This is a genomic window from Herbaspirillum sp. DW155, assembly GCF_037076565.1.
GTDB lineage: Bacteria > Pseudomonadota > Gammaproteobacteria > Burkholderiales > Burkholderiaceae_D > Herbaspirillum.
This window is the reverse complement of record NZ_AP029028.1, coordinates 4,376,322-4,399,040: the sequence shown is the minus strand read 5'-3', so window position 1 is coordinate 4,399,040 and position 22,719 is coordinate 4,376,322. Positions and strand designations below refer to the sequence as shown.

Here is a 22,719-nt window from a genome sequence, read left to right as displayed (position 1 = left end):
ACTCACATGACATGGCTGGTGGTGAGTCGTCATTTTCCTGGGCAGATCGGATTCTCTGGATGGGTCGGCCGGCTCCTTGCCGGAATGGGCATCGCACCTTTGGGGAAATATTCATGCAGTCGCCCGCCATCGTCATCCAGAAGTTGCACGTTTCCATTGAGCAATATTAAAATGCGCGCCGGTGTTACATCAGGGAGGGAAACTTGATGAACACAGGAATCCTGCATGCGCAAAACCCTCCAGGGTCTGGAATGGCTGCTTTCAGACTATCTACACGCCCGCATTCTGCGGCTCACTTTCCCACACAACGACGCTCCCATTTCTGAACTGCTCGTCAACAAGCTTGACGCCAGCCACGGGCGGTCACGCGACTTCGCTCTCAATCTTTGGCTCCGGGCGGATAACGCCAGACCTGAACCCGGAAAGCTGACCTGCCTCCCGTGCGACATGACGCGTGACAAGCTGCCATGACGACCAAAGGAGTCATCCTCGAGCAGGCTGAGAGGTCAGCAACACACATAGAGCCGCACGGCGGAGGAGCCAACGCAGCGCTGAAACCGGAGACCACCGCAGAGAAAACGTTTTGGCAAAAATCCAGTCCTTGGCTGCACGGGGTGCTGGGCGTTGCCAGTTTTGTTCCGGGCTTGTCTGTGATCACGGGTGCGATTGATGCGGCGATCTATATGAACATACGGCCAACGGTCACAAGCTGGTACTGAGCGACGACTCCACCCTGGCTGAGGCCATCGACGGTGTAGAGATCGCATTCCAGCGTCACGCCGGCTCGCAGGAAGAAGACGGCATTCACGAATGGTCAGGTGTGCGGCACATCGTGCCTGCCAGCGTGGCCCTGAGCTCCTTCGATTTCAAATCCCCGTGCCCAAAAACCGTCGACGTCCCCACGCGCAACCATCAAGGCCTGGTTCTTCGCAAGGAGTCCTACGAATACGCGGGAGCGTATGGATTCAAGGATCGTCAGGACGGAGAGCTTCTGGCGGGGCAACGCATGGAGGAATTCGAACATGCGGGCAAGCTTTTCGAGGCCATAGGGAATAACCGCAACGTGATCCCTGGTCGCTGGTTTCGCCTCACCGGGCACTTCGACGGCGGCAGCAAGGAAGAGCGCGAATTCCTCATCATCGAAGTGCGCCACAGCGCCAGCAACAACTACCACGTCAGCAACGGCATTGCGCCCCACTACGAGAACCAGGTCAAGTGCATCCGCAAGCGCATTCCGTGGCGTCCTGGTCGTGGCTTCAACAGCGTCGAGCCAAAAATCTATGGACTGCAAACGGCGACAGTCGTCGGGCCCAAAGGCGAAGAAATCCACACGGATGAGTATGGCCGGGTCAAAGTCCAATTTCATTGGGACCGCGACGGCGAGTTCGATGAAAGAAGTTCGGCATGGCTGCGCGTGGCCACCGCCTGGGCAGGGCCAAACTTCGGCGCGACCTTCGTGCCCCGTATCGGTAGTGAAGTCATCGTGCAATTCCTGGATGGCAATCCGGATCGCGGACTCATCACCGGCATGGTGCCCAATGCCGCCAACATGCCGGCCTGGGAGCTGCCGGCGAACAAGACCCAGAGCGGCATCCTGACTAGGTCAACGCCCAAGGGCGGCTACGACAATGCCAATGCGCTGCGCTTCGAAGACAGGAAGGGCCAGGAGCAGTTGTGGCTGCACGCCGAGCGCGACCAGCTGACCGAGGTCGAGCACGACGAAGACAAATGGGTCGGCCACGATCGCCGCAAGACCATCGATCACGACGAGACCTCTCACATCGGGCATGACCGCACCGAAACCGTCGACAACAACGAGACCATCACGGTCCACAACAACCGTACCGAGACGGTCGACAACAACGAAACCATCAGCATCGGCAGCAACCGTACCAAGACCATCGGCAAGAACCGCAAGGACCAGATCGGCAAGAACTGGTCGACCCATGTCGCGCGGATGAAGACTGAAACCATCGGCATGGCCTACCTGCAGAACGTCGGCATGGGCCGCATGGAAAACGTCGGCCTGGCCTACAACCTCAATGTGGGCACTGTGATGGCGACGGTGGTTGGCATCAACCAGATCACCAAGGTCGGCAAGACCCTGTCGATCACGGCGGGAGAGGAGCTTTCCATTTCGGTGGGCAAGGCCAGTTTGCGCATGACGGCCGACGGCAAGATCTCCATCAACGGTGCCGAGATCGGCATCGAGGCCAGCGGGCCGATGCAGTTGTCCGGCAAAGACGTCGATATCAACTAACCGGGCAGCGATCATGGAATTTCGTAACCTCACGCCTTATCCGGCGATGGCGTTCGACGCGCTCGACCAGCATGACCAGCGCTTTCACGTCGTCGTCATGCGACTCACCTTTGAGTTGCAGCCCGACGGCCAGCTCTTGCTCGCACCCGAGCAAACACCGCTGGTCACCTCCGACGAGTATTACGGCGAACTGAACCGCTCCAGCGTCAGGCAGGAATCGGACCTGGCACCGTACAAGCCGCATACCGACGTCATCGTCATTGCCGACGCGCATGCGCCGCAGGGACGCGCGGCCCGCCAGTTCGAGGTCGCCATCAAGATCAACGGCGCACCGGTCGAGCCCGAGTTGCCGCCTGAACCTCATGGCTTGAATCCCTTGCAGCATGCTTCGCCCGAGCGCATGGCGCAGTGGCGGCAAGAGTGCGTGCGCCTGACGGAGCAGGCCAGGCAAGGCCCCCTCATTTTCTCCAAGACGCTGCTTGTCACGGGCCCACGTGAATGGCGCAAGCGTTCTGCCTTGCTCCGGGCGCTGTCGCTGTTCGCGCTTCCCGCATGGAAGCTGAGCACGCCCCAAGCCATCACGACGCTGCCACTGCGTTACGAATATGCCTACGGGGGCGAGAACAAGATTCTTGAAACCGAGCCGGCGGCCACACGTGTGAACAAAAAGCATCGACTGCCAGAACGCAAGCCGCTGCCTGAATCTGCGACTGACGGCGACACGCAGCAAGCCATCGCCCATGCGGTGTGTGAAGACAATCCGATAGGCCTTGGCTTCGCAGAGGATTGGTATCTCCGTGCGACAAAAACCAGCCGGATAAGGTCGCCAAGGAAGCTGCACCTGGCCCCCAACCACCCAAAAAGCCCAAGAAGGACGTCACCGTCAAGGCTCGGCAGTTTAAAGTGCCTTGTTTCCATCCGTATGATAAGAAACAATTCATGCGGATGAGCAAGGAGGAGCAGAAGGCGTTTTTGAAAGAAATGGCGGAGCAACTTAGACGTCAAGAGGAGGCCATCAACAGTCTGACTGCTAGTGAATACGCGATGGCTAGGAATGCGTTTAAGAAAATGAATCGGAATCCGGCGGCTGGCGCGGCGCAAGAAATTCAACGGGAAAATGTACGTCATAAAATGTCGGAAAGTATTGCCGATAGCCTATGTAAGCAGGGCATGAGCGAGGCAGAGGCAAGACCGAAGGCCAATGCTCGTGCGAAAAAATTGATGGAGAAATTGGCCGCATTACATGAGCCAGATATGGTTGCCGGAGGCTGGGCGCAACACAAAACGACGAGTATTGGCCGCGCTGACGTGAACAAGTCAATTGGAGCAAGCTGGAACCAGGCATACACGCCGCCTGGAAGTCGGAGTTCTGGGCAGAAGCCGCTGACTAGGGTGCAGGAGATGGATCGTGAGGCCCAACATGCGATTGACAACGGTCGTGGAAATCAAAAGATGAATGTCAAACTGGAGCCTTGCCGTGGCAAGGGAATGAGATGAGAGACGAAGGATTCAAATATTTTATTAGCATCTTTGGCGAGGCGACCAAGAGTTCTCCGGTGCCCGCCGCAAGCCTTGAGAAATGGCGCGGTAAACTTCCAGATAAGTTATTGAAATACTGGGCGCAAGAAGGATGGTGCGAATATTCGAATGGCCTCTTCTGTACAGTTGACCCTGATGACTATGAAGACCTCGTTGATGAGTGGCTTGCCGACACAGGACTGGATGAGATTGATGCGTTCCACGTGATTGCAAGGTCTGCATTTGGCGACCTCTATTTGTTCGGTGAGAAGACCGGGCGCAGTGCAACAGTTCACTGTGCCGTCAACATGGTTTTTGCGCCAAAAAATGAATTGAAGGAAAAAACTAAGGAAGATTTGGATTCTTCAATCCGCTCGTTTTTTGCGTTTAGCGATCCGGCGCGGTTTGACATCAAAGACGAGAACGGACAGCCGCTCTTCGAACGCGCCAGATCCAAACTCGGCGCACTTGAACCGCACGAAATCTATGGATTCGAGCCCGCCATCGTACTGGGCGGAAAAGTTCTCCTCGAAAATTTGGCAAAAGTGAATGCCAATGTGCACCTGACGATTCTCCGTCAATTCGCCGACCCGGAACTGCCATTCTCAGGGATCGATATTGAAAAGTTAATCGACTCTTGAAACATGCTTCATCCAGACGCAGGCATAGGTCGCCTGGCTTTTGAATCAATCAAGCTAAGGCATTGAGATGAGCGACGAAGACTTCGAATATTTCATTAGAACCCATTTCATAAATAGCGCCGCATGAGGATGACGGAGAAAGCGAGATGAACGAAGCCTGTGTAATGATCGGCGCAACGCTCCCATCGGGTAAGTACACGCTTGAAGGCATTAAGCCAGGCAAACAGTCGTTCGATCTTCCATCGGCGCCGGTATCGGCGCAGCGCCCGGCCGTCTTGAGTGACCGCTCTTTTTCGATTGCTCTTGTGTGGTGCGATCAGTTCAATGCCTTTGGCAGCAAGTCTTTGATCGAGCGGATCACTATCGTAGGCGCGATCCCCAATAATTCGTTCGGGTCGTCCCACTGTGACAATCTCATCGAGGGTAGCCTCGACAAGGGTGACTTCATGTGGGCTAGCAGAAGACGTGTGCACGCCGAGTGGAAGACCAGTAGCGTCTGCAATAACCATGAGCTTCGTACCCTTGCCCCGCTTGGTCTTTCCGACCTTTGGGCCCCTTTTTTTGCCAACACAAACGTGCCGTCAATAAAGCATTCGGAAAGATTGATTTGGCCAACCTCTTCGAGGTGTTGCGCCAGTGCTTCGAGTATGTGCCGTAGCACGCCACTCTTGACCCAGCGCGAAAATCTTCGGAAGCATGTCGTGCCAGAGGGGAACCGATCTGGCAAATCACACCAGGCCGCACCGGTGCGTAGCACCCAGAGAATCCCGTTCATGACGGCGCGGTTGCTGTGCAATTCCGGGCGTCCACGCCCATCATCACGTCTAGGTGTTTCTGGTATCAGCGGCTCCAGAATCGCCCATTGTTCGTCTGTTAGTTCTTCTCTTCGTGCCATACGAAGAAGTTAACACGCACGATAAAAAGTTAACAGACCCTATTTATGAAATGAATTCTAGCAATATTGGCGAGGCTACCAAACGCTCGACGGTACCCGCCGCAAGCCTTGAAAAATGGCGCGATAAGCTACCCGATCAATTATTGAAATATTGGCAGGAAGAAGGATGGTGCGAATACGCAAATGGTCTGTTTTGTACAGTCGACCCTGATGACTATGAAGACCTCGTTGACGAATGGCTTGCCGATACGGGATTGGATGAGATTGACTCCTTTCATGTGATCGCAAGGACTGCATTTGGCGAGCTATATTTGTGTGGTGAGAGAACCGGGCGCAGCGTCACTATTGTATGCCCCCTCAATATGGTCACTGCCCTACAAGACAAATTGAAGGAAAAAACGAAGGAAGACCAGGATTTTTCCATCCGCTCGTTTTCTGCCTTTAGCGATTCGGCCCGGTTTGACATGAAGGACGAGGGCGGAGAGCCGCTCTTCGAGCGCGCCAGGTCCAAGCTGGGCCCACTTGAACCGCATGAAATCTATGGATTCGATCCCGCTATCGTACTAGGAGGAAAAATGCACCTCGAAAATTTAGCCAAGGTGAATGCCAATGTGCACCTGACTATTCTGCGCCAATTCGCGGAGCCAGAATTGCCACTCGCGGGGATCGATATCGATAAGTTGCTCGACTCTTGATCATACAGCGATGAGCGAACAACTCAACATTCAGTCATTCGTAGATGCAGTCGCTTGCGGATTGGGGCGCATCAAGCTGAGGCAATGAGATGAGAGACGAAGACTTCGAATATTTTATTAGTAATTTTGGTGAGGCTACCAAGTGCGCCAATGTACCTGCGGCAAGCTTTGAAAAATGGCGCGGTAAGTTGCCAGATCAGTTGCTGAAATACTGGAAGCGAGAAGGCTGGTGCGAATATGTCAATGGACTTTTTTGTACAGTTGATCCTGATGACTACGAAGATATTGTTGATCAGTGGTTAGCGGACACCGGATTGAACGAAATTGACGCATTCCACGTTATCGGAAGGTCTGCATTTGGCGATCTCTATCTATTCGGTGAGAAGACGGGACGCAGCGTCACGATTGCAGCAGCTCTGAATATGATCACGGCTCTACAGAATAAATTGAAAGAAAAAACAAAGAAGGAGCTGGACTTTTCGATCTGTTGTTTTTTCTCGTTCATTAAGCCTGTCCAACTTGACATGGAGGATGACGATGGACAGCCACTCTTTGAACGTGCCAGATCCAAACTTGGCCCGCTTGAATCAAATGAGATCTATGGATTCGAGCCAGCCATTGTATTAGGAGGGAAAATGCGCCTCGAAAACCTAGCCAAGGTGAATGCTAACGTGCACCTGACTATTCTGCGCCAACTCGCGGAGCCGGAATTGCCACTCGCGGGGATCGATATTGATAAGCTGCTCAACTCTTGAAAAATGCCGTCACGACAGAACGACTAAAAATTCATCCAGCCGCAGGCTGATGCCACCTAAGTTTGGAACGCGTAAAACTTAGATATTGAGATGAGAGACGAAGACTTCAAATATTTTATTAGCAACTTTGGCGAGGCTACCAAGCGATCGCCCGTGCCCACCGAAAGCATTGAAAAGTGGCGCGATAAGCTGCCCGATCAGTTACTGAAATACTGGGAGCGAGAAGGATGGTGCGAATATGCGAATGGTCTTTTTTGCACGGTTGATCCTGATGACTATGAAGACCTTGTTGATGAGTGGCAGCACCTTATTTTTCTAAGAGGAATAAAACCAAGGAAATGAGATGAGAGTTGAAGACTCCGAATATTTTTCAAGCAAATTTGGCGAGGCCACCAAGCGCACTCCGGTACCGGCCAAAAAGCCTGAAAAAATGGCGCAACAAACTACCCGATCAGCTATTGAAATACTGGGAGCAAGAAGGCTGGTGCGAATATGCCAATGGGCTCTTTTGCACAGTTAACCCTGATGACTATGCAGGTCTCGTCGATGACTGGCTCGCGGACACCGAATTGGAGGGGGTTGACGTCTTCCATGTCATTGCGAGGTCTGCATTTGGCGAACTTTACGTCTGCGGTGAGAAGACCGGCAGCAGCGTTTCGATGAACTGCGTGCTCCATAGCGTCTCTGCTTTCGAAAATGAACTGAAGCCCAAATCCAAAGAAGACTTGGATTCTTCGATTCGTTCGCTATTCGCATTCCTTAAGCCAGATGAGTGTGATGTGGAAGACGAGGATGGTCAGCCCCTCTTCGAACGTGCGCGGTCCAAACTAGGTCCGCTTGAACCGCATGAAATATATGGTTTTCAGCCCGCCATCGTCCTGGGCGGGAGTTTCCTGCTCGAAAATCTGGTGAAAGTGAAGGCCAATGTGCATCTGACGCTGCTCCGCATGTTCGGCGAGCCAACATTCCCATTCTCGGGGATCGACATTGAAGAGTGGCTTGATGAGGCAGACACGCAGCAGTGATAGCACACCCCAAGTCATCACCCAAGTATGGAATGACTCAGGACAAGACTCCTTGGACTGAACCGCCCTCCCTGAACCCATCGGCAAAAAGCCGCTGTCCGTGACCCCCTCCGGCAGCGGCTTTCCCCCTGTATGAATCTTCAGTCAGGCACCGGCGTCACCACCGGCTTGCCAGAAAAATGCGCCTGCAAATTGGTGAACGCCAGTTCCGCCATGGCCGTCCTGGTGACCAGCGTGCCGCTGGCCATGTGCGGCGTCAGCACCACGTTCTCCAGCGCGGCCAGTTCGGCCGGAATGTTCGGTTCGTTCTCGAACACGTCCAGCCCCGCACCGGCAATCGTTCCAGCCTGCAGCGCCGCGATGAGCGCCTTTTCATCCACCACCGAACCCCGCGCCACATTGATGAGGAAGCCCTTGGGCCCCAGCGCTTCCAGCACTTCGGCATTGACAAGCGCCCGCGTCCCCGCGCCACCCGGCGTGATCATCACCAGGAAATCGACTTCGCGCGCCAGCGAGACGATGTCTTCCACATAGGTGTAGGGCACATCCTTGCGCGAACGGTTGTGATACGCAATCTGCATGTCGAACGCCGCCGCGCGCTGCGCAATGGCTTGCCCGATGCGGCCCAGGCCGACGATGCCCAGGCGCGCGCCGCTGACCTTGGTGGTGAAGGGGAAGGGCCCCTTCTTCCATTCGCCGCTGCGGGCAAAGCGGTCGGCCCGCACCACGTTGCGTGCCACGGCCAGCATCAGGGCAATGGCCATGTCGGCTACATCCTCGGTGAGCACGTCAGGCGTGTGGGTTACATGGATGCCGCGCTCGCGGGCAGCCGGTACATCCACCCCGTCATAGCCCACCCCGAACACCGAGACAATCTCCAGCGCCGGAAAGCGCGCCATGAACTCGCGGCCGACCTTGGCTTCGCCATTGGCGGCAATGCCGCGCACCTGCGGCGCGATGGCAGCGAGCGCTTCATCGGTGAGCGGATCGAGGATGAGGTTGTGGCAGGTGAAGTTCTGCTGCAGCAAGTCCAGCAGGTGCTGCGGCAGGCGGGCGACGATGAGGACGACAGGGCGGTTGGAGGATGTCATGGGCAGTATGAAGAGGAAGGCAGTGAGGGAGGCATAACCATACGTCTGCGCTGCACCCTGCGGGCTGAAAAATTTTCAAGCCCGCAGGAGGGGAAGGGCGGCGCTCAGATCGCCGGGCTGGCCCCCGCTTCGCGCACCGGATCCAGCGGCGGCAGCGGCCGCGGCTTGCGGTTTTCATCGGTAGCCACGTAAGTGAGAGTGGCTTCGGTCACCTTGACGATCTCGGTCTGCAGGCGATTGCGCTCGGCATAGACTTCGACGTTGACCGTGATGGAGGTATTGCCGACCTTGACGATATCGGCATAGAAGGACAGCAGGTCGCCCACGAAGACCGGGTTCTTGAACAGGAAGGAATTGACCGCAATGGTCGCCACCCGGCCATTGGCGCGGCGCGTGGCCGGCAGCGAACCGGCGATGTCGACCTGGGCCATGATCCAGCCGCCGAAGACGTCGCCATACACATTGGCATCGGACGGCATGGGCATGACGCGCAGTTGCGGTGCCTTGCCCGGTGGAAGTTCGGGAACGGTGGTTGACATGGAAGGCTCCTTTGCAGGTGAGGTCCGGCGGCGCGCCGGGATGGCTCTTATAATTCGGTTTTGCGCCCACAAGCGCGGCAAGCGGCTAGTGTATCGGATGTTGTGCTCTTGCTGGTTTGTGGTGCCGACCTTCTTCTTCTGTGATCCGCTTTATGCGCCGCTATCCCAATTCTTCGTCCTCGCCCCAAGCCCCCGTCAAACGCCAGCGTGGCGATTGGGAAGTGGTCCGCACGCTGCTGCCCTATCTGTGGACCTACAAGTGGCGCGTGATGCTGGCGCTGGCCTTTCTGGTCGGGGCCAAGCTGGCCAACGTGGGCGTGCCGCTGGTGCTGAAAAAGCTGGTCGATGCCATGACCATTACGCCCGCCCATCCGCAAGCACTACTGGTGTTGCCGCTGGGGCTGCTGGTGGCCTACGGCGCGCTGCGGCTGGCCACGGCGCTCTTTACCGAATTGCGCGAACTGATGTTTGCCCGCGTCACGCAACGCGCGGTACGGACCATCGCGCTGCAGGTGTTTCGCCATCTGCATGCGCTATCGCTGCGCTTCCACCTGAACCGCCAGACCGGCGGCATGACGCGCGACATCGAGCGCGGTACGCGCGGGGTCTCCTCGCTGGTGTCGTATACGCTCTTCTCGATCCTGCCGACCATCATCGAGATCGCGCTGGTGCTGGCCTACCTCATCACGCATTACGACATCTGGTTCTCGCTCATCACGGCCGGTGCGCTGGTGCTCTACATCCTCTTCACCATCACGGTGACCGAGTGGCGCACGCATTTCCGCCGCACCATGAACGAGCTGGATTCGCATGCCAACACGCGCGCCATCGATTCGCTGCTCAACTACGAGACGGTGAAATATTTCGGTAACGAGGAATTCGAGGCGCGCCGCTATGACGAAGGCCTGCAGCGCTATGAACGCGCAGCCGTCAAATCGCAGAGTTCGCTCTCGCTGCTCAACACCGGACAGTCGGCCATCATCGCCATCGCCGTCACGCTCATCCTGTGGCGCGCCATCGCCGGCGTCATCGATGGCAGCATGACGCTGGGCGACATGGTGCTGGTCAATGCCTTCATGATCCAGCTCTACATTCCGCTCAACTTCCTGGGTGTGCTTTATCGCGAAATCAAGCAGAGCCTGGCCGACATGGAACGCCTGTTCTCGCTGCTGGAAGAAAACCGCGAAGTGGCCGACCGGCCCGGTGCCCAACCCTTGAAGACGCAGGGCGCGGAGCTGCATTTCGAGCACGTCGATTTCAGCTACGAACGCAATCGCCAGATTCTCTTCGATGTCGATTTCAAGGTGCAGGCCGGTACCACTACGGCCGTGGTCGGTCACAGCGGCTCGGGCAAGTCCACGCTCTCGCGGCTGCTGTATCGCTTCTACGATGTCGACCGCGGTGCCATCCGCATCGATGGTCAGGACCTGCGCAATGTCACGCAAGCCTCGCTGCGCCAGGCCATCGGCATCGTGCCGCAGGACACGGTGCTGTTCAACGACACCATCGAATACAACATCGCCTACGGCAAGCCCGGTGCCACGCGCGAGCAGATCGTGGCAGCGGCCAAGGCGGCCTACATCCACGACTTCATCGAATCGCTTCCGGAGGGCTACGCCAGCATGGTGGGCGAGCGCGGACTGAAATTGTCGGGCGGTGAAAAGCAGCGCGTGGCGATTGCCCGCACCCTGCTGAAAGACCCGGCCATCCTGATCTTCGACGAAGCCACCTCGGCCCTCGATTCGCGTGCCGAGCAGGCGATCCAGCAGCAGCTCGAAGAGATCGCCCGCGAGCGCAGCACGCTGGTCATTGCGCACCGGCTGTCCACCATCGTCAATGCCCACCAGATTCTGGTGATGGACCACGGCCGCATCGTCGAGCGCGGCACTCACGCCGGCTTGCTGATGGCCGGTGGCCTGTATGCGCAGATGTGGTTGCGGCAGCAGGCGGGTGCGGAGGAGGAGGACGGTTCGCTCGTGCCGCAGCCCGAAGGCGTCCCAGCCGATGCCCAGGCGCAGGCCGAGCCGACCGTGCTGATGCCCCCCGGGCGGCGCTGACACGCACGCAGCTTGCGCCGGCGCGGGCGCAGCGGCACAATTCGCCCATTCGACCTAGAACGGGAAGTGGGCGGGCAATGGAAAGCAAATGGCTTGAGGATTTCGTCTCTCTGGCGGAAACGCGCAGTTTCAGTCGCTCGGCGGAGCTGCGGCATGTGACGCAACCGGCTTTTTCGCGGCGCATCCAGTCGCTGGAGGCCTGGCTGGGCACCGACCTGATCGACCGCACCTCCTACCCCACGCGCCTGACCGCCGCCGGCGAAGTCTTCTACGAACAGGCCGTGGCCATGCTGGGCCAGATCAACAATACGCGGGCGCTACTGCGCGGCAAACGGCCCACGGCGCAGACCACCATCGACTTCGCGGTGCCGCATACGCTCTCGCTGACCTATATGCCCAAGTGGTTGAGCGCGCTGGAATCAGGCTTCGGCCCCATCAATACGCGCCTCATCGCCCTCAACGTCCACGATGCCGTGATGACCATCGTCGAAGGCGGCTGCGACCTGCTGCTGTGCTATCACCATCCGCGTCAGCCGGTGCAGCTCGATGCCAGCCGCTACGACATGCTGACCATGGGCACCGAAACCCTGCGTCCTTATTCGCGCTGCGACCGCAACGGCAAGCCGGACTACGTGTTTCCGGGCAGTGCCAGGACGCCCGTGCCCTTCCTCTCGTACACCAGCAATGCCTATCTGGGCCGCATGGTGGAGCTGATGATGGCCGATACCAGGCGCCCGCTGCACCTGATGAAGCACTACGAGACCGACATGTCGGAAAGCCTCAAGATGATGGCGCTGGAAGGTCATGGCGTGGCCTTCCTGCCCGAATCCTCGGTGCTGCGCGAAGTGCGCAACCGCCAGCTGGCGCGCACCGATGGCCCCACCGGGGAGTGGGAAGTGGAGATGGAAATCCGCCTCTATCGCGAGCGCCCCACCGCACAGCGCACCGGCAAGGCGCTGGTGGCGCGGCTGTGGGAATACCTGGTGGAGCTGGATGCGCAGCGGCAAGAAAAGGCCGAGCGCAGCGAACGCGGGGAGCGTCCCAGGGCGGCTGGCGGAAAAAGTCCGCGTAATGCTGAAAAACGCGATTCCTGATCGAAAATTAACAGGTGAAAAAGGCGCAATCCCTTATCGGTAAAGGGATTCCAAAGGTTATGCAAGCGCTGCATAATTGCATGCTCACAAAGCATTAGCCTTGTTTTGAGCGGCTGGCTACGATGGCGGCGCTGAATCGGACAGGCACGAATTTCCAGCAGGCGCACCCCGCGCCGCGCTGGCAGGCGCGCCTCCGTCGCCGCCCTTGTGCGCGCCTTTGCGGCGCGTCCTGCAGGCTGATGCAGACGGAGTAAGATGCCTGGCGGACTTCGGAATTTGCAGGCCTTTTGTCTTGAACAGCACGGCTATCCAAAGGAGCGATTGCATCATGTCGAACGTACCTAATCACGAAGTGCCTTCCTATCTCGTCCCGCACGGCATCGGTCCGTGGGGCGTCTACCTCGAACAGATCGACCGCGTGACCCCCTACCTGGGCTCGCTGGCGCGCTGGGTGGAAACCCTGAAGCGTCCCAAGCGCATCCTGGTGGTCGATGTGCCCATCGAACGTGACGACGGCACCATCGCCCACTTCGAGGGCTACCGCGTGCAGCACAACACCTCGCGCGGCCCCGGCAAGGGCGGCGTGCGTTTCCACCAGGACGTGACGCTCTCCGAAGTGATGGCGCTGTCGGCCTGGATGACCGTCAAGAATGCGGCCGTGAACGTGCCCTATGGCGGTGCCAAGGGCGGTATCCGCGTCGATCCCAAGACCCTCTCCCGTGGCGAACTGCAGCGCGTCACGCGCCGTTACACCAGCGAGATCGGCATCATCATCGGCCCCAACAAGGACATCCCGGCGCCGGACGTGAACACCGATTCGCAGATCATGGCCTGGATGATGGATACCTACTCCATGAATCAGGGCAGCACGTCCTCGGGCGTGGTCACCGGCAAGCCCATCTCGCTGGGCGGCAGTCTGGGTCGTCATGAAGCCACCGGTCGCGGCGTCTTCGTGGTCGGCTGCGAAGCCGCTGCCAAGCGCGGTGTGGACATCAAGGAGGCCAGGGTCGCGGTGCAAGGTTTCGGCAACGTCGGCGGCATCGCTGCGCGCCTGTTCGCTGAAGCCGGTTCCAAGGTGGTGGCCGTGCAGGATCACGTGACCACCGTCTTCAATGCCGGTGGCCTGGATGTGCCGGCGCTGCAGGCGTATGTCGCCAGGAATGGCAGCGTGAAGGGCTTCGCAGGTGCGGACGAGATCACCGATCGCGCCCAATTCTGGTCGGTCGACTGCGACATTCTGGTGCCTGCCGCACTGGAACAGCAGATCACCGAAGCCAACGCCAATCACATCAAGGCCAAGATCATCCTGGAAGGCGCCAACGGCCCGACCACCCCGGCTGCCGATGACATCCTGCGCGACAAGGGCGTGCTGATCGTGCCGGACGTGATCGCCAACGCCGGCGGCGTGACGGTGAGCTACTTCGAATGGGTGCAGGACTTCTCCAGCTTCTTCTGGACCGAAGACGAAATCAACCTGCGCCTGACCCGCATCATGCGCGAAGCCTTTACTGCCGTGTGGCAGCTGGCCGAAGAGAAGAACGTGTCGCTGCGCACTGCGGCCTTCATCGTGGCGTGTACCCGTGTGCTGCAGGCACGCGAGATGCGCGGCCTGTATCCGTGATGCGTTGAGGCAGTAAAAAAACGGTCCGGTGATCCGGACCACAACGGCCAGAGGCGACAGCGTAAAACGCAACAGATCGCCGGCCGCAGGATTGCAGAGCAGTCTGGTTCAGGAGGAGACGTGGTGGCTGTGCGCATGCGCACCGCAGGCCCATCAGCCTTGCGGCGCAAGATCATCGGTGAAGGGCCCGGCATGTTCATGCCGGGCGCTGCCGCATGTGCATCTGCACGGCGGGCGACGTCTTTGCCTGGCCATGCCGATGTCGTCCGGCTGACGACATGTCCGGTTTTTGACAGAACCCTTCATGCTCCCGGCACTCGCATTGGCTCCTCATCCGCTTCCTTCCGTTCCTCGCAGAACAAATCTTCACATCGCCCCGCAAGCGCCGTCTATACGGGCCTGGCGCGGGGTGCTTCCGGTTCTCTCCATTTCCTGTTCATCGCTGCTGGCGCCTTGCCTGCGCGGGCTCGCGTGAGCCCTCGCCGACGGCCGGTGGCCGCCGTTTCTGGCATGGATATTGCTGAACAGAACCGGGTTGCTGCCGTGACGCCGAACGCTGCGCTGCACCTTCCTGCGCTCTGCGAAGCTGTCCTCATCGCGTCGGAGCGTCGGGCTGCCGCCATGAGGGTTTTTGCGGATTGCCAGACCGGGCGGCATATGTCGTACAATGCGCCCGCCGACAGTTGCGCTTCGGTAATTTGCCTGCATTCGGTTCATCGAGGGGGTGGGGTCGCCAGGCCTCACCAGACGTGGATCAAACAATGCTGGCAAAGAACTGTGTTAGCACACAGAATAGGCAACACGGCAGAGAACAATAACAGGCTCGTCAATACGGCCGGCCAGCCCGGTGCAGGACACCGTGCAAGCGGATCCGGCTCCAGGCCATTTGAACCGTTACGTAAAAAATTTTTCCAGGAGGTCACACAATGAAGTTATTGAAGCTAGCAGGGGTGTTGGTTGGGGCAAGCGTACTGATGAGCTCGGTGCATGCTGAGGAATTCACCGGCCGTCTGAAGAAGATCAAGGACTCCGGCACCCTGACGCTGGGCGTGCGCGATTCGTCGATTCCGTTCTCCTATCTGGATGACAAGCAGTCCTACCAGGGCTACTCGATCGACCTGTGCCTGAAGGCCGCGACCGCGATCCAGAAGAAGCTGGGCCTGACCTCGCTGAACATCAAGATGGTGCCCGTGACGTCGGCCACCCGCATTCCGCTGATCGCCAACGGCACCACCGACATTTCCTGCGACTCCGCAACCAACAACCAGGAACGCTGGAACCAGGTGGCTTTCTCGGTGACCGAATTCGTGACCGCCAACAAGTTCCTGTCCAAGAAGTCGGCCAACCTGAAGACTCTGGAAGACCTCAAGGGCAAGACCGTCGTGTCGACCTCGGGTACCTCCAACCTGAAGCAGATCACCGCGCTGAACGCCGAACGCAACCTGGGCATGAACATCCTGGCTGCCAAGGACCACGCCGAAGCCTTCCTGATGGTGGAAACCGGCCGCGCCGCCGCCTTCGTGATGGATGACATCCTGCTGTCCTCGCTGGCCGCCAATTCCAAGGCTCCCGGCGACTACCAGGTGTCGGCCGAAGCCCTGTCCGTCGAGCCGTACGGCCTGATCCTGCCCAAGGGTGATACCGAGTTCAAGAAGGTCGTGGACGATGCGCTGACCGTGGTCTACAAGGGCGACGACATCAAGAAGATCTACGCCAAGTGGTTCCAGTCGCCGATCCCGCCCAAGGGTGTCAACCTGAACGTGCCGATGAGCCCGCAGCTGCAAGCCGTGCTGGCCAAGCCGACCGACTCCTACGATCCGGCCGCCTATGCCGTGGTGCCGGAAGCGCAGAAGAGCCTGAGCAAGAAGAAGTAATCAGCGTTTCGTGCAATCGGATGAAACGGGGGCCTGTCCCCCGTTTTGTTTAACCGTGTCCGCCGCGCTTGCCTGCTGGCAAGGCGGTGGCGCCGGAGCTGACCAGACAAGAAGCGGCGCGGCATTTGCCTGGTGACCGCGCCCGAGAACACAGACTTCGAACAACAGACGAGGCCATTTATGCATTACAACTGGAACTGGGGAATCTTCTGGGAGATGTCTCCCGATGGCATCCCCTACATCGACACGCTGCTGGCAGGCCTGAAATGGACCCTGGCCACGGCCGCCTGCGCCTGGATCATGGCACTGATCCTGGGCACCATCTTCGGTACCCTGCGTACCACCACCAAACCCTGGGTCGTGCGCATTGCCAACGGCTACGTGGAACTGTTCCGCAACATTCCGTTGCTGGTGCAGATGTTCCTGTGGTACTTCGTGATGCCCGAACTGCTGCCCGCCGCCATCGGCGACTGGATCAAGAGCCTGCCGGATGCATCCTTCGTGACCGCGACCCTGGCGCTGGGCTTCTTCACCTCTTCCCGCGTGGCCGTGCAGGTGACCACCGGCATCCAGGCGCTGCCGCGTGGTCAGCGCATGGCCGGCGCCGCTCTGGGACTTACTCCCGTGCAGACCTATCGCTATGTGCTCTTGCCGATGGCTTTTCGCATCATCATCCCGGCACTGACCAACGAGTTCGCCGCCATCATCAAGAACAGCTCGGTGGCCCTGACCATCGGCCTGGTCGAGCTGACTGCCGCGACCTACTCGATGCGTGAATTCACCTTCCAGACCTTCGAGGCGCTTACCGGTGCCACCGTCATCTACGTGATCATTTCCGTCATCGCGCTGTTCCTGGCGCGCCTGCTGGAAAAAGTCACCGCCGTTCCGGGCTACATCACCGGCGGCAGCACCAGCGCAGGAGGGCATTGATCCATGTTCAGCAATTTCGATTTCGACGTCATCCAGCGTTCCTGGGTCTATCTCTTTACGACGGGCCTCAAGTTCACGCTGATCCTGACCTTCTCCGCCATGCTGGGCGGCATCATCCTGGGCACGCTGCTGGCCATGATGCGCCTGTCGTCCAACAAGCCGCTGTCGTTCATCGCGACCACCTACGTCAACCTGATCCGCTCCATTCCGCTGGTGCTGGTGATCTTCTGGTTCTACTTCCTGGTGCCCTTCATCGGTGCCTGGATCATCGGTGCCTCCGAGCCTATCCAGGTCGGTGCGTTCCAGTCGGCCCTGATCACCTTCATCCTGTTCGAAGCCGCGTATTACTGCGAGATCATGCGTTCGGGCATCCAGTCCATTCCGCGTGGTCAGGTCTTTGCCGGCTATGCCATCGGCATGAATTACTGGCAGATGATGGGCAACGTGGTGCTGCCGCAGGCCTTCCGCAACATGACCCCGATCCTGCTGACGCAGACCATCGTGCTGTTCCAGGACGTGTCGCTGGTCTACGTGCTGGGTTCGGTGCCGGACTTCGTGACCAGCGCGTCCAAGATCGCCCAGCGCGATGGCCGTCTGGTGGAAATGTACCTGTTCGTGGCCGTGGTCTACTTCGTGCTCAGCTTTGGTCTGTCGACCCTGGTCAAGCGCTTCCAGAAGAAGATCGCCATCATCCGCTAAATGTCTTTGACGGCCGCCGCCCGCGCTGTGTAGCGCCATGCTGGCGGCCAGTGAATCCAGAATTCAGAAATCCAGGAGAATCCAATGATTGAACTCAACAACGTCAGCAAGTGGTACGGCAGCTTCCAGGTCCTGACCGACTGCTCGACCTCCGTCAAGAAGGGCGACGTGGTGGTGGTGTGCGGCCCGTCCGGTTCCGGCAAGTCCACGCTGATCAAGACCGTCAACGGGCTGGAGCCGTTCCAGAAAGGCACCATCACGGTCGATGGCGTCTCGGTAGGCGACCCCAAGACCAACCTGTCCAAGCTGCGTGCGCGCATCGGCATGGTGTTCCAGAACTTCGAGCTGTTTCCGCACCTCTCCATCCGCGAGAACCTGACCATCGGCCAGATCAAGGTGCTGGGCCGCTCCAAGGAAGAGGCCACCGAAAAGGGCCTGAAGTACCTGGATCGCGTGGGCCTGCTGGCGCACAAGGACAAGTTCCCCGGCCAGCTCTCCGGCGGCCAGCAACAGCGCGTGGCCATTGCCCGCGCGCTGTCGATGGATCCCATCGCCATGCTGTTCGACGAACCGACCTCGGCGCTGGACCCGGAAATGATCAATGAAGTGCTCGACGTCATGGTCGGCCTGGCCCAGGAAGGCATGACCATGATGGTCGTGACCCACGAAATGGGCTTTGCCCGCAAGGTCGCCAACCGCGTGGTGTTCATGGACAAGGGCCTGGTGGTGGAAGATTGCGCCAAGGACGAGTTCTTCGCGCAGCCGCGCTCGGAACGCGCACGCGATTTCCTGGCCAAGATCATCACCCACTGATCGCCGCAGTCAGCATTTGCGCAAGGGCCGCTCCGGCAACGGGGCGGCCCTTTTCGTTTGGGCTACATCAAAAGGGCGGCAGGGCGCACTCCGGGGTGCTTGACGGCTACGGTAGAATGTCGCCCTTGAAGACATCGCGGCTGGCTCTCCACAGCCCGCATCCGCCGGGATGCCTCGCCAGACACTGAGACTGCCCCCCCCACTCCAAGACCGAAAGAGCATCGCAATGAGCAACGTATTGACCATCACCCGCCCGGACGACTGGCACCTGCACCTGCGCGACGGCGCCACCATGCAGGACGTGCTGCCGCATACCGCACGCCAGTTCGCCCGCGCCATCGTCATGCCCAACCTGAAGCCGCCCGTGACCACCACCGCCCAAGCCGGTGCGTATCGTGATCGCATCCTGGCCGCGCTGCCGGCAGGCATGAATTTCGAGCCGCTGATGGTGCTCTACCTGACCGACAACACCCCGCCCGAGGAAATCCGCCGTGCCAAGGAAAGCGGCTTCGTCAAGGCCGTCAAGCTCTATCCGGCCGGTGCCACCACCAATTCGGATGCCGGCGTGACCGATCTCTCCAAGTGCTACAAGACCCTGGAAGTTCTGCAGGAGTTGGGCATGCCCTTCCTGGTCCACGGTGAAGTCACCGATCCGGAGATCGACCTGTTCGACCGCGAAGCCGTCTTCATCGAGCGCATCATGAAGCCGCTGCGCCAGGCCATGCCGGAACTGAAGGTGGTCTTCGAACACATCACCACCAAGGAAGCGGCCGACTACGTGCTGGCCGGCGAAGGCCCGACAGCTGCCACCATCACGGCGCATCACCTGCTGTTCAACCGCAACGAGATCTTCAAGGGCGGCATCCGCCCGCATTACTACTGCCTGCCGGTACTGAAGCGCGAGACCCATCGCAAGGCGCTGGTGGCGGCCGCCACGTCGGGCAATGACAAGTTCTTCCTCGGCACCGATTCGGCCCCGCACGCCAAGGGTGCCAAGGAACATGCCTGCGGCTGTGCCGGCTGCTATACCGCGCTGCATGCGCTGGAGTTGTATGCGCAGGCCTTCGACAGCGCCGGTGCACTGGACAAGTTCGAGGCCTTCGCCAGCTTCAACGGTCCGGACTTCTACAATCTGCCGCGCAACACCGGCACGGTTACCCTCAAGCGCGAGACCTGGGCCATTCCGGCCGAGCTGCCCATGGGCGAGTCCACCGTGGTGCCGCTGTCGGCGGGCGAACAGATCCACTGGAAGATGGTCTGATCCGATTCACGGATCCGCCGTGTTCCTTCGTTCCCGGGCCGTTCTGCCAGTGAGGATGGCCGGGATATCCATCACAACGAGAGAAAGGCGAGCTGTATGCAATTCGTCGATGAACTGATTACCGATTTCGACAAGGCACTGCGCGTGATCAGCGGCGTGGTTTTCGAGAGCCGTCCCAACCCGGGACGCGGCCTGCCGGACGGGATCATGAGCGAGGCCGAGAAGCGCCACGCGGCCGGGCTGATGCGGGTCAACAACGTCGGTGAGGTCTGTGCCCAGGCGCTCTACGATGCCCAGGGCCGCTTCGCTCAGACCGAGGACATCAAGGAAGCTTTCCGGCGCGCCGGCATCGAGGAAGAGGATCACCTGGCCTGGACTGCCGAACGCCTGCGCGAGCTGGGTTCGCATACCAGCCTGCTCAATCCCTTGTGGTACGGCGGTGCCTACGTGCTGGGCAGCATTGCCGCGCGCCTGGGCGATGCGCGCAACCTGGGCTTCGTCTCCGAGACCGAGCGCCAGGTCGAGCATCACCTGCTGGGCCACCTGGACAAGCTGCCGGCCCAGGACAACCGCTCGCGCGCCATCGTCGACCAGATGCGCATCGATGAAATCGAACACGGCCAGGCCGCGCGCGACCTGGGGGCGGCCGAAGTGCCTGCTCCGGTGCGCGGGATGATGAAGGCTATGGCCAAGGTCATGACCACGGTGGCTTACCGGATCTGATATCGCTGATATTGCTGATATCGGCAGGATCGGCGGACATGAAAAAAGCGGCCTGGGCCGCTTTTTTCATTGTTGCCTGCATCGTCGGGGCTTATTGCTGCTGCGCGGCCGCCGAAGAGGTATCGGTAAGGTCGTCGATGATCTCGAAGGAATGCGTCATCTCGGCGGTCTTCTCCAGCATGATCGAGGCCGAGCAATACTTGTCGTGGGACAGCTTGATGGCGCGCTCCACCACATTGCTCTTCAGGTTGCGGCCACGCACGGTGAAGTGGAAATGAATCTTGGTGAACACCTTGGGATCGGTCTCGGCGCGTTCGGACTTCAGGGTCACGTCGCAGCCGCGCACGTCCTGGCCGCTCTTGCGCAGGATCACCACCACGTCATAGGCGGTGCAGCCGCCCGTGCCGGCCAGCACCACTTCCATCGGACGCGGCGCCAGGTTGCGGCCGCCGCCATCCGGCGCGCCATCCATCGTCAGCAGGTGGCCCGAACCGGTTTCCGCCGTGAAGGTCATGCCGGACAAGCCGGTCCAACGTACTGTGCATTCCATCTGTATCGTCCCAATCGGTTCCATGAAGGCCCGTATTGTAGCTGTGGATGGGCGCAGCTGCAGCCGGGGCGGGGTGGTCGATGTGAAGCTTGATGATTTTTGCGCTGCAGAAAAATTGTTGAATTATTATTCATGCTTTGCGTTCTTGCTGCGCTTTCAACTAGTTGTAACCCAGCAGTGACGCCACTTTCAGACTGTTACAAATTTATTCGCATCGCGTTATTGCGTCGCACAAACCCCTTTGCTATATTGAGTTCAACGGAAGTTTTTGCAGCACGTAACGATGTCTCCTCCACCCTCCTCATTGGTGTGGATTAAACCCGGAACCTGAGTGTCCGGGTTTTTTTTGTCCTTTTTTCGGCGCGGCGGGTTGCAAAGTTGTGCTGGCGGCAATGAAAATGCCGCTTTCGGCGGATAAAACACCGGGACAATGCCGGATCGGCGCCACAATCCCCCGAAACCTTTTGACGCTAAGTCCTTGAAAAGGCTATACTTGCCGGCTTTCCCATGCGCTCGGGAAGATAAAAGGATGAGTCCGCGAAGCGAAGTACCCAGGACAGCCGGCAACACAGGCTGCCCCGCATGAGCGGAACCGCCACATTGAGCGTTTATATACTGATAGAGAAAGTCAAACATGAAGACCTTTTCCGCTAAAGCCCATGAGGTTCAGCGCGAGTGGTTCGTGATTGACGCGACGGACTTGGTCCTCGGACGTGTTGCCAGCGAAGTGGCACTCCGACTGCGCGGCAAGCACAAACCCGAATTCACTCCGCACGTCGATACCGGTGACTTCATCGTCGTCGTCAACGCAGGCAAGCTGCGCGTGACCGGCACCAAGGCCACTGAAAAGACCTATTTCCGCCACAGCGGTTATCCGGGCGGCATCTACGAAACCAACTTCCTGAAGATGCAACAGCGTTTCCCCGGCCGTGCGCTGGAGAAGGCCGTCAAGGGCATGCTGCCCAAGGGTCCGCTGGGCTACGCCATGATCAAGAAGCTGAAGGTTTATGCAGATGGCAACCATCCGCACGCCGCGCAGCAACCGAAACCCCTCGCCCTCTAAGGAACAGACATGATCGGTAACTACAATTACGGAACCGGCCGTCGCAAGAGTGCAGTGGCGCGTGTTTTCATCAAGGCAGGTTCGGGCAACATCATCGTCAATGGCAAGCCCGCCGCTGAATACTTCTCCCGCGAAACCGGCCTGATGGTGATCCGTCAGCCGCTGGAACTGACCGGCAACGTCGAACGTTTCGACATCAAGGTGAACGTCCACGGTGGCGGTGAATCCGGCCAGGCCGGCGCTGTCCGCCACGGCATCACCCGCGCCCTGATCGACTACGATGCCGGCCTGAAGTCGGCTCTGTCCAATGCAGGCTTCGTCACCCGTGACGCGCGTGAAGTCGAACGTAAGAAGGTTGGTCTGCGCAAGGCACGTCGCGCAAAGCAATTCTCGAAGCGTTAATCGTTTCTTGCATTACGGAAAGCCGTCGGCCTTTGTGCCGGCGGCTTTTTGCTTTTGGCCTCTCTGCTTGCCCGATGCGACAGGGCGCTCACCGGCGCTTGCGCATCGTCTCGCAGTATGAAGATAATTTCCGCTGTTTACGGAATAACTTCCCGAGCGGAAATCGAGGGGAAATATTCTCCTGCTAAAATTGACCGCTTTCCTGCGTGTGAT

At 59.0% G+C, this 22,719-nt stretch carries 25 protein-coding genes and 1 pseudogene; 21 read left to right on the top strand and 5 right to left on the bottom strand.

Features of this window, described 5'->3' with window-relative positions; translation table 11 throughout:
• The first annotated feature begins 225 nt into the window (after positions 1-225).
• The 6 genes from AACH55_RS19940 to AACH55_RS19915 are packed head-to-tail and all read left to right on the top strand — an operon-like array spanning position 226 to position 4,419.
• Positions 226-471 carry a hypothetical protein gene (locus tag AACH55_RS19940; RefSeq protein WP_338716371.1) on the top strand — a complete coding sequence of 82 codons (246 nt, stop codon included), beginning with the start codon at positions 226-228 and terminating at the stop codon, positions 469-471.
• Positions 468-719 (top strand): hypothetical protein, encoded by a 252-nt coding sequence (locus AACH55_RS19935; protein WP_338716370.1) that lies wholly within the window; start codon positions 468-470, stop codon positions 717-719. The genes AACH55_RS19940 and AACH55_RS19935 overlap by 4 nt, the downstream gene beginning before the upstream one ends.
• Positions 710-2,260, top strand: a complete 1,551-nt coding sequence (tssI, locus tag AACH55_RS19930) for a type VI secretion system tip protein TssI/VgrG (RefSeq protein WP_338720366.1) — start codon at positions 710-712, stop codon at positions 2,258-2,260. Before AACH55_RS19935 ends, tssI begins: the two co-directional genes overlap by 10 nt.
• A 13-nt stretch (positions 2,261-2,273) precedes the next feature.
• Positions 2,274-3,209 carry a DUF2169 domain-containing protein gene (locus tag AACH55_RS19925; RefSeq protein WP_338716369.1) on the top strand — a complete coding sequence of 312 codons (936 nt, stop codon included), beginning with the start codon at positions 2,274-2,276 and terminating at the stop codon, positions 3,207-3,209.
• Positions 3,200-3,757, top strand: a complete 558-nt coding sequence (locus AACH55_RS19920) for a polymorphic toxin type 15 domain-containing protein (protein ID WP_338716368.1) — start codon at positions 3,200-3,202, stop codon at positions 3,755-3,757. Before AACH55_RS19925 ends, AACH55_RS19920 begins: the two co-directional genes overlap by 10 nt.
• On the top strand, positions 3,754-4,419 hold the full coding sequence (locus tag AACH55_RS19915; RefSeq protein WP_338716367.1) for a GAD-like domain-containing protein: 666 nt from the start codon (positions 3,754-3,756) through the stop codon (positions 4,417-4,419). Before AACH55_RS19920 ends, AACH55_RS19915 begins: the two co-directional genes overlap by 4 nt.
• 107 nt (positions 4,420-4,526) lie before the next feature.
• Here the strand turns inward: AACH55_RS19915 and AACH55_RS19910 are convergent.
• Positions 4,527-5,314, bottom strand: a pseudogene (locus tag AACH55_RS19910) (IS5 family transposase).
• Here AACH55_RS19910 and AACH55_RS19905 point away from each other — a divergent pair.
• The 4 genes from AACH55_RS19905 to AACH55_RS19890 all read left to right on the top strand — a co-directional run bounded on the left by AACH55_RS19905 (position 5,248) and on the right by AACH55_RS19890 (position 7,789).
• Complete coding sequence (locus tag AACH55_RS19905) at positions 5,248-6,009, top strand: GAD-like domain-containing protein (RefSeq protein ID WP_338716366.1); 762 nt, start codon at positions 5,248-5,250, stop codon at positions 6,007-6,009. The pseudogene AACH55_RS19910 and the gene AACH55_RS19905 overlap by 67 nt on opposite strands.
• Before the next feature lie 89 nt (positions 6,010-6,098).
• Positions 6,099-6,764: a GAD-like domain-containing protein gene (locus AACH55_RS19900; protein WP_338716365.1), complete on the top strand. Its 666-nt coding sequence runs from the start codon at positions 6,099-6,101 to the stop codon at positions 6,762-6,764.
• 90 nt (positions 6,765-6,854) lie between these two features.
• On the top strand, positions 6,855-7,106 hold the full coding sequence (locus AACH55_RS19895) for a GAD-like domain-containing protein (RefSeq protein WP_338716364.1): 252 nt from the start codon (positions 6,855-6,857) through the stop codon (positions 7,104-7,106).
• Positions 7,107-7,114: 8 nt separating this feature from the next.
• A complete protein-coding gene (locus AACH55_RS19890; RefSeq protein WP_338716363.1) occupies positions 7,115-7,789 on the top strand; it encodes a GAD-like domain-containing protein in 675 nt (224 codons plus the stop codon).
• Between the two features lie 140 nt (positions 7,790-7,929).
• Here AACH55_RS19890 and AACH55_RS19885 read toward each other — a convergent pair whose 3' ends face one another.
• Positions 7,930-8,880 carry a 2-hydroxyacid dehydrogenase gene (locus tag AACH55_RS19885; protein ID WP_338716362.1) on the bottom strand — a complete coding sequence of 317 codons (951 nt, stop codon included), beginning with the start codon at positions 8,878-8,880 and terminating at the stop codon, positions 7,930-7,932.
• A 104-nt stretch (positions 8,881-8,984) separates the two neighbouring features.
• Positions 8,985-9,419 carry an acyl-CoA thioesterase gene (locus AACH55_RS19880; RefSeq protein ID WP_338716361.1) on the bottom strand — a complete coding sequence of 145 codons (435 nt, stop codon included), beginning with the start codon at positions 9,417-9,419 and terminating at the stop codon, positions 8,985-8,987.
• Positions 9,420-9,571: 152 nt separating this feature from the next.
• Between AACH55_RS19880 and AACH55_RS19875 the strand changes: the two genes are divergently transcribed.
• From AACH55_RS19875 to coq7, 9 genes are all read left to right on the top strand, one after another.
• Entirely contained in the window at positions 9,572-11,476 is a 1,905-nt protein-coding gene (locus AACH55_RS19875; protein ID WP_338716360.1) for an ABC transporter ATP-binding protein/permease, read from the top strand.
• A 77-nt stretch (positions 11,477-11,553) separates the two neighbouring features.
• Positions 11,554-12,570 (top strand): LysR family transcriptional regulator, encoded by a 1,017-nt coding sequence (locus AACH55_RS19870; RefSeq protein ID WP_338716359.1) that lies wholly within the window; start codon positions 11,554-11,556, stop codon positions 12,568-12,570.
• Between the two features lie 328 nt (positions 12,571-12,898).
• On the top strand, positions 12,899-14,191 hold the full coding sequence (locus AACH55_RS19865; protein ID WP_338716358.1) for a Glu/Leu/Phe/Val dehydrogenase: 1,293 nt from the start codon (positions 12,899-12,901) through the stop codon (positions 14,189-14,191).
• Positions 14,192-15,117: 926 nt separating this feature from the next.
• A complete protein-coding gene (locus AACH55_RS19860; RefSeq protein ID WP_338716357.1) occupies positions 15,118-16,065 on the top strand; it encodes an amino acid ABC transporter substrate-binding protein in 948 nt (315 codons plus the stop codon).
• Positions 16,066-16,245: 180 nt separating this feature from the next.
• Entirely contained in the window at positions 16,246-16,995 is a 750-nt protein-coding gene (locus AACH55_RS19855) for an amino acid ABC transporter permease (RefSeq protein WP_338716356.1), read from the top strand.
• Between the two features lie 3 nt (positions 16,996-16,998).
• Positions 16,999-17,694, top strand: coding sequence for an ABC transporter permease subunit (locus AACH55_RS19850; RefSeq protein WP_006461962.1), 696 nt, complete (start codon positions 16,999-17,001; stop codon positions 17,692-17,694).
• Positions 17,695-17,778: 84 nt separating this feature from the next.
• On the top strand, positions 17,779-18,507 hold the full coding sequence (locus tag AACH55_RS19845; RefSeq protein ID WP_006461963.1) for an amino acid ABC transporter ATP-binding protein: 729 nt from the start codon (positions 17,779-17,781) through the stop codon (positions 18,505-18,507).
• A 226-nt stretch (positions 18,508-18,733) separates the two neighbouring features.
• The gene (gene pyrC / locus AACH55_RS19840) at positions 18,734-19,768 is read left to right on the top strand and encodes a dihydroorotase (RefSeq protein WP_338716355.1); all 1,035 of its coding nucleotides are present in this window, start codon (positions 18,734-18,736) and stop codon (positions 19,766-19,768) included.
• Between the two features lie 96 nt (positions 19,769-19,864).
• Positions 19,865-20,491 (top strand): 2-polyprenyl-3-methyl-6-methoxy-1,4-benzoquinone monooxygenase, encoded by a 627-nt coding sequence (gene coq7, locus AACH55_RS19835; RefSeq protein WP_338716354.1) that lies wholly within the window; start codon positions 19,865-19,867, stop codon positions 20,489-20,491.
• A gap of 91 nt (positions 20,492-20,582) precedes the next feature.
• On the opposite strand, the gene AACH55_RS19830 is transcribed toward coq7, so the two are convergent.
• Complete coding sequence (locus AACH55_RS19830; RefSeq protein ID WP_338716353.1) at positions 20,583-21,041, bottom strand: OsmC family protein; 459 nt, start codon at positions 21,039-21,041, stop codon at positions 20,583-20,585.
• Positions 21,042-21,296: 255 nt separating this feature from the next.
• A complete protein-coding gene (locus tag AACH55_RS19825; protein ID WP_338716352.1) occupies positions 21,297-21,677 on the bottom strand; it encodes a hypothetical protein in 381 nt (126 codons plus the stop codon).
• Here AACH55_RS19825 and rplM point away from each other — a divergent pair.
• Both rplM and rpsI read left to right on the top strand, forming a co-directional pair.
• Positions 21,676-22,104 (top strand): 50S ribosomal protein L13, encoded by a 429-nt coding sequence (gene rplM / locus AACH55_RS19820; protein ID WP_013235788.1) that lies wholly within the window; start codon positions 21,676-21,678, stop codon positions 22,102-22,104. The genes AACH55_RS19825 and rplM overlap by 2 nt on opposite strands.
• Positions 22,105-22,113: 9 nt before the next feature.
• Positions 22,114-22,506, top strand: coding sequence for a 30S ribosomal protein S9 (gene rpsI, locus AACH55_RS19815; RefSeq protein ID WP_006461968.1), 393 nt, complete (start codon positions 22,114-22,116; stop codon positions 22,504-22,506).
• Positions 22,507-22,719: the final 213 nt, after the last annotated feature.

Bases quoted from the DNA above. Each gene is read 5' to 3' on its own strand.
- AACH55_RS19895 (WP_338716364.1), top strand. From the start codon at position 6,855: ATGAGAGACGAAGACTTCAAATATTTTATTAGCAACTTTGGCGAGGCT.
- AACH55_RS19940 (WP_338716371.1), top strand. From the start codon at position 226: ATGCGCAAAACCCTCCAGGGTCTGGAATGGCTGCTTTCAGACTATCTA.
- AACH55_RS19900 (WP_338716365.1), top strand. From the start codon at position 6,099: ATGAGAGACGAAGACTTCGAATATTTTATTAGTAATTTTGGTGAGGCT.
- coq7 (WP_338716354.1), top strand. From the start codon at position 19,865: ATGCAATTCGTCGATGAACTGATTACCGATTTCGACAAGGCACTGCGC.
- AACH55_RS19860 (WP_338716357.1), top strand. From the start codon at position 15,118: ATGAAGTTATTGAAGCTAGCAGGGGTGTTGGTTGGGGCAAGCGTACTG.
- AACH55_RS19850 (WP_006461962.1), top strand. From the start codon at position 16,999: ATGTTCAGCAATTTCGATTTCGACGTCATCCAGCGTTCCTGGGTCTAT.
- AACH55_RS19865 (WP_338716358.1), top strand. From the start codon at position 12,899: ATGTCGAACGTACCTAATCACGAAGTGCCTTCCTATCTCGTCCCGCAC.
- AACH55_RS19925 (WP_338716369.1), top strand. From the start codon at position 2,274: ATGGAATTTCGTAACCTCACGCCTTATCCGGCGATGGCGTTCGACGCG.
- AACH55_RS19870 (WP_338716359.1), top strand. From the start codon at position 11,554: ATGGAAAGCAAATGGCTTGAGGATTTCGTCTCTCTGGCGGAAACGCGC.
- AACH55_RS19935 (WP_338716370.1), top strand. From the start codon at position 468: ATGACGACCAAAGGAGTCATCCTCGAGCAGGCTGAGAGGTCAGCAACA.
- AACH55_RS19880 (WP_338716361.1), bottom strand. From the start codon at position 9,419: ATGTCAACCACCGTTCCCGAACTTCCACCGGGCAAGGCACCGCAACTG.
- rplM (WP_013235788.1), top strand. From the start codon at position 21,676: ATGAAGACCTTTTCCGCTAAAGCCCATGAGGTTCAGCGCGAGTGGTTC.
- AACH55_RS19845 (WP_006461963.1), top strand. From the start codon at position 17,779: ATGATTGAACTCAACAACGTCAGCAAGTGGTACGGCAGCTTCCAGGTC.
- pyrC (WP_338716355.1), top strand. From the start codon at position 18,734: ATGAGCAACGTATTGACCATCACCCGCCCGGACGACTGGCACCTGCAC.
- AACH55_RS19915 (WP_338716367.1), top strand. From the start codon at position 3,754: ATGAGAGACGAAGGATTCAAATATTTTATTAGCATCTTTGGCGAGGCG.
- AACH55_RS19875 (WP_338716360.1), top strand. From the start codon at position 9,572: ATGCGCCGCTATCCCAATTCTTCGTCCTCGCCCCAAGCCCCCGTCAAA.
- AACH55_RS19830 (WP_338716353.1), bottom strand. From the start codon at position 21,041: ATGGAATGCACAGTACGTTGGACCGGCTTGTCCGGCATGACCTTCACG.
- AACH55_RS19885 (WP_338716362.1), bottom strand. From the start codon at position 8,880: ATGACATCCTCCAACCGCCCTGTCGTCCTCATCGTCGCCCGCCTGCCG.
- rpsI (WP_006461968.1), top strand. From the start codon at position 22,114: ATGATCGGTAACTACAATTACGGAACCGGCCGTCGCAAGAGTGCAGTG.
- AACH55_RS19825 (WP_338716352.1), bottom strand. From the start codon at position 21,677: ATGTTTGACTTTCTCTATCAGTATATAAACGCTCAATGTGGCGGTTCC.
- AACH55_RS19855 (WP_338716356.1), top strand. From the start codon at position 16,246: ATGCATTACAACTGGAACTGGGGAATCTTCTGGGAGATGTCTCCCGAT.
- AACH55_RS19920 (WP_338716368.1), top strand. From the start codon at position 3,200: ATGCGGATGAGCAAGGAGGAGCAGAAGGCGTTTTTGAAAGAAATGGCG.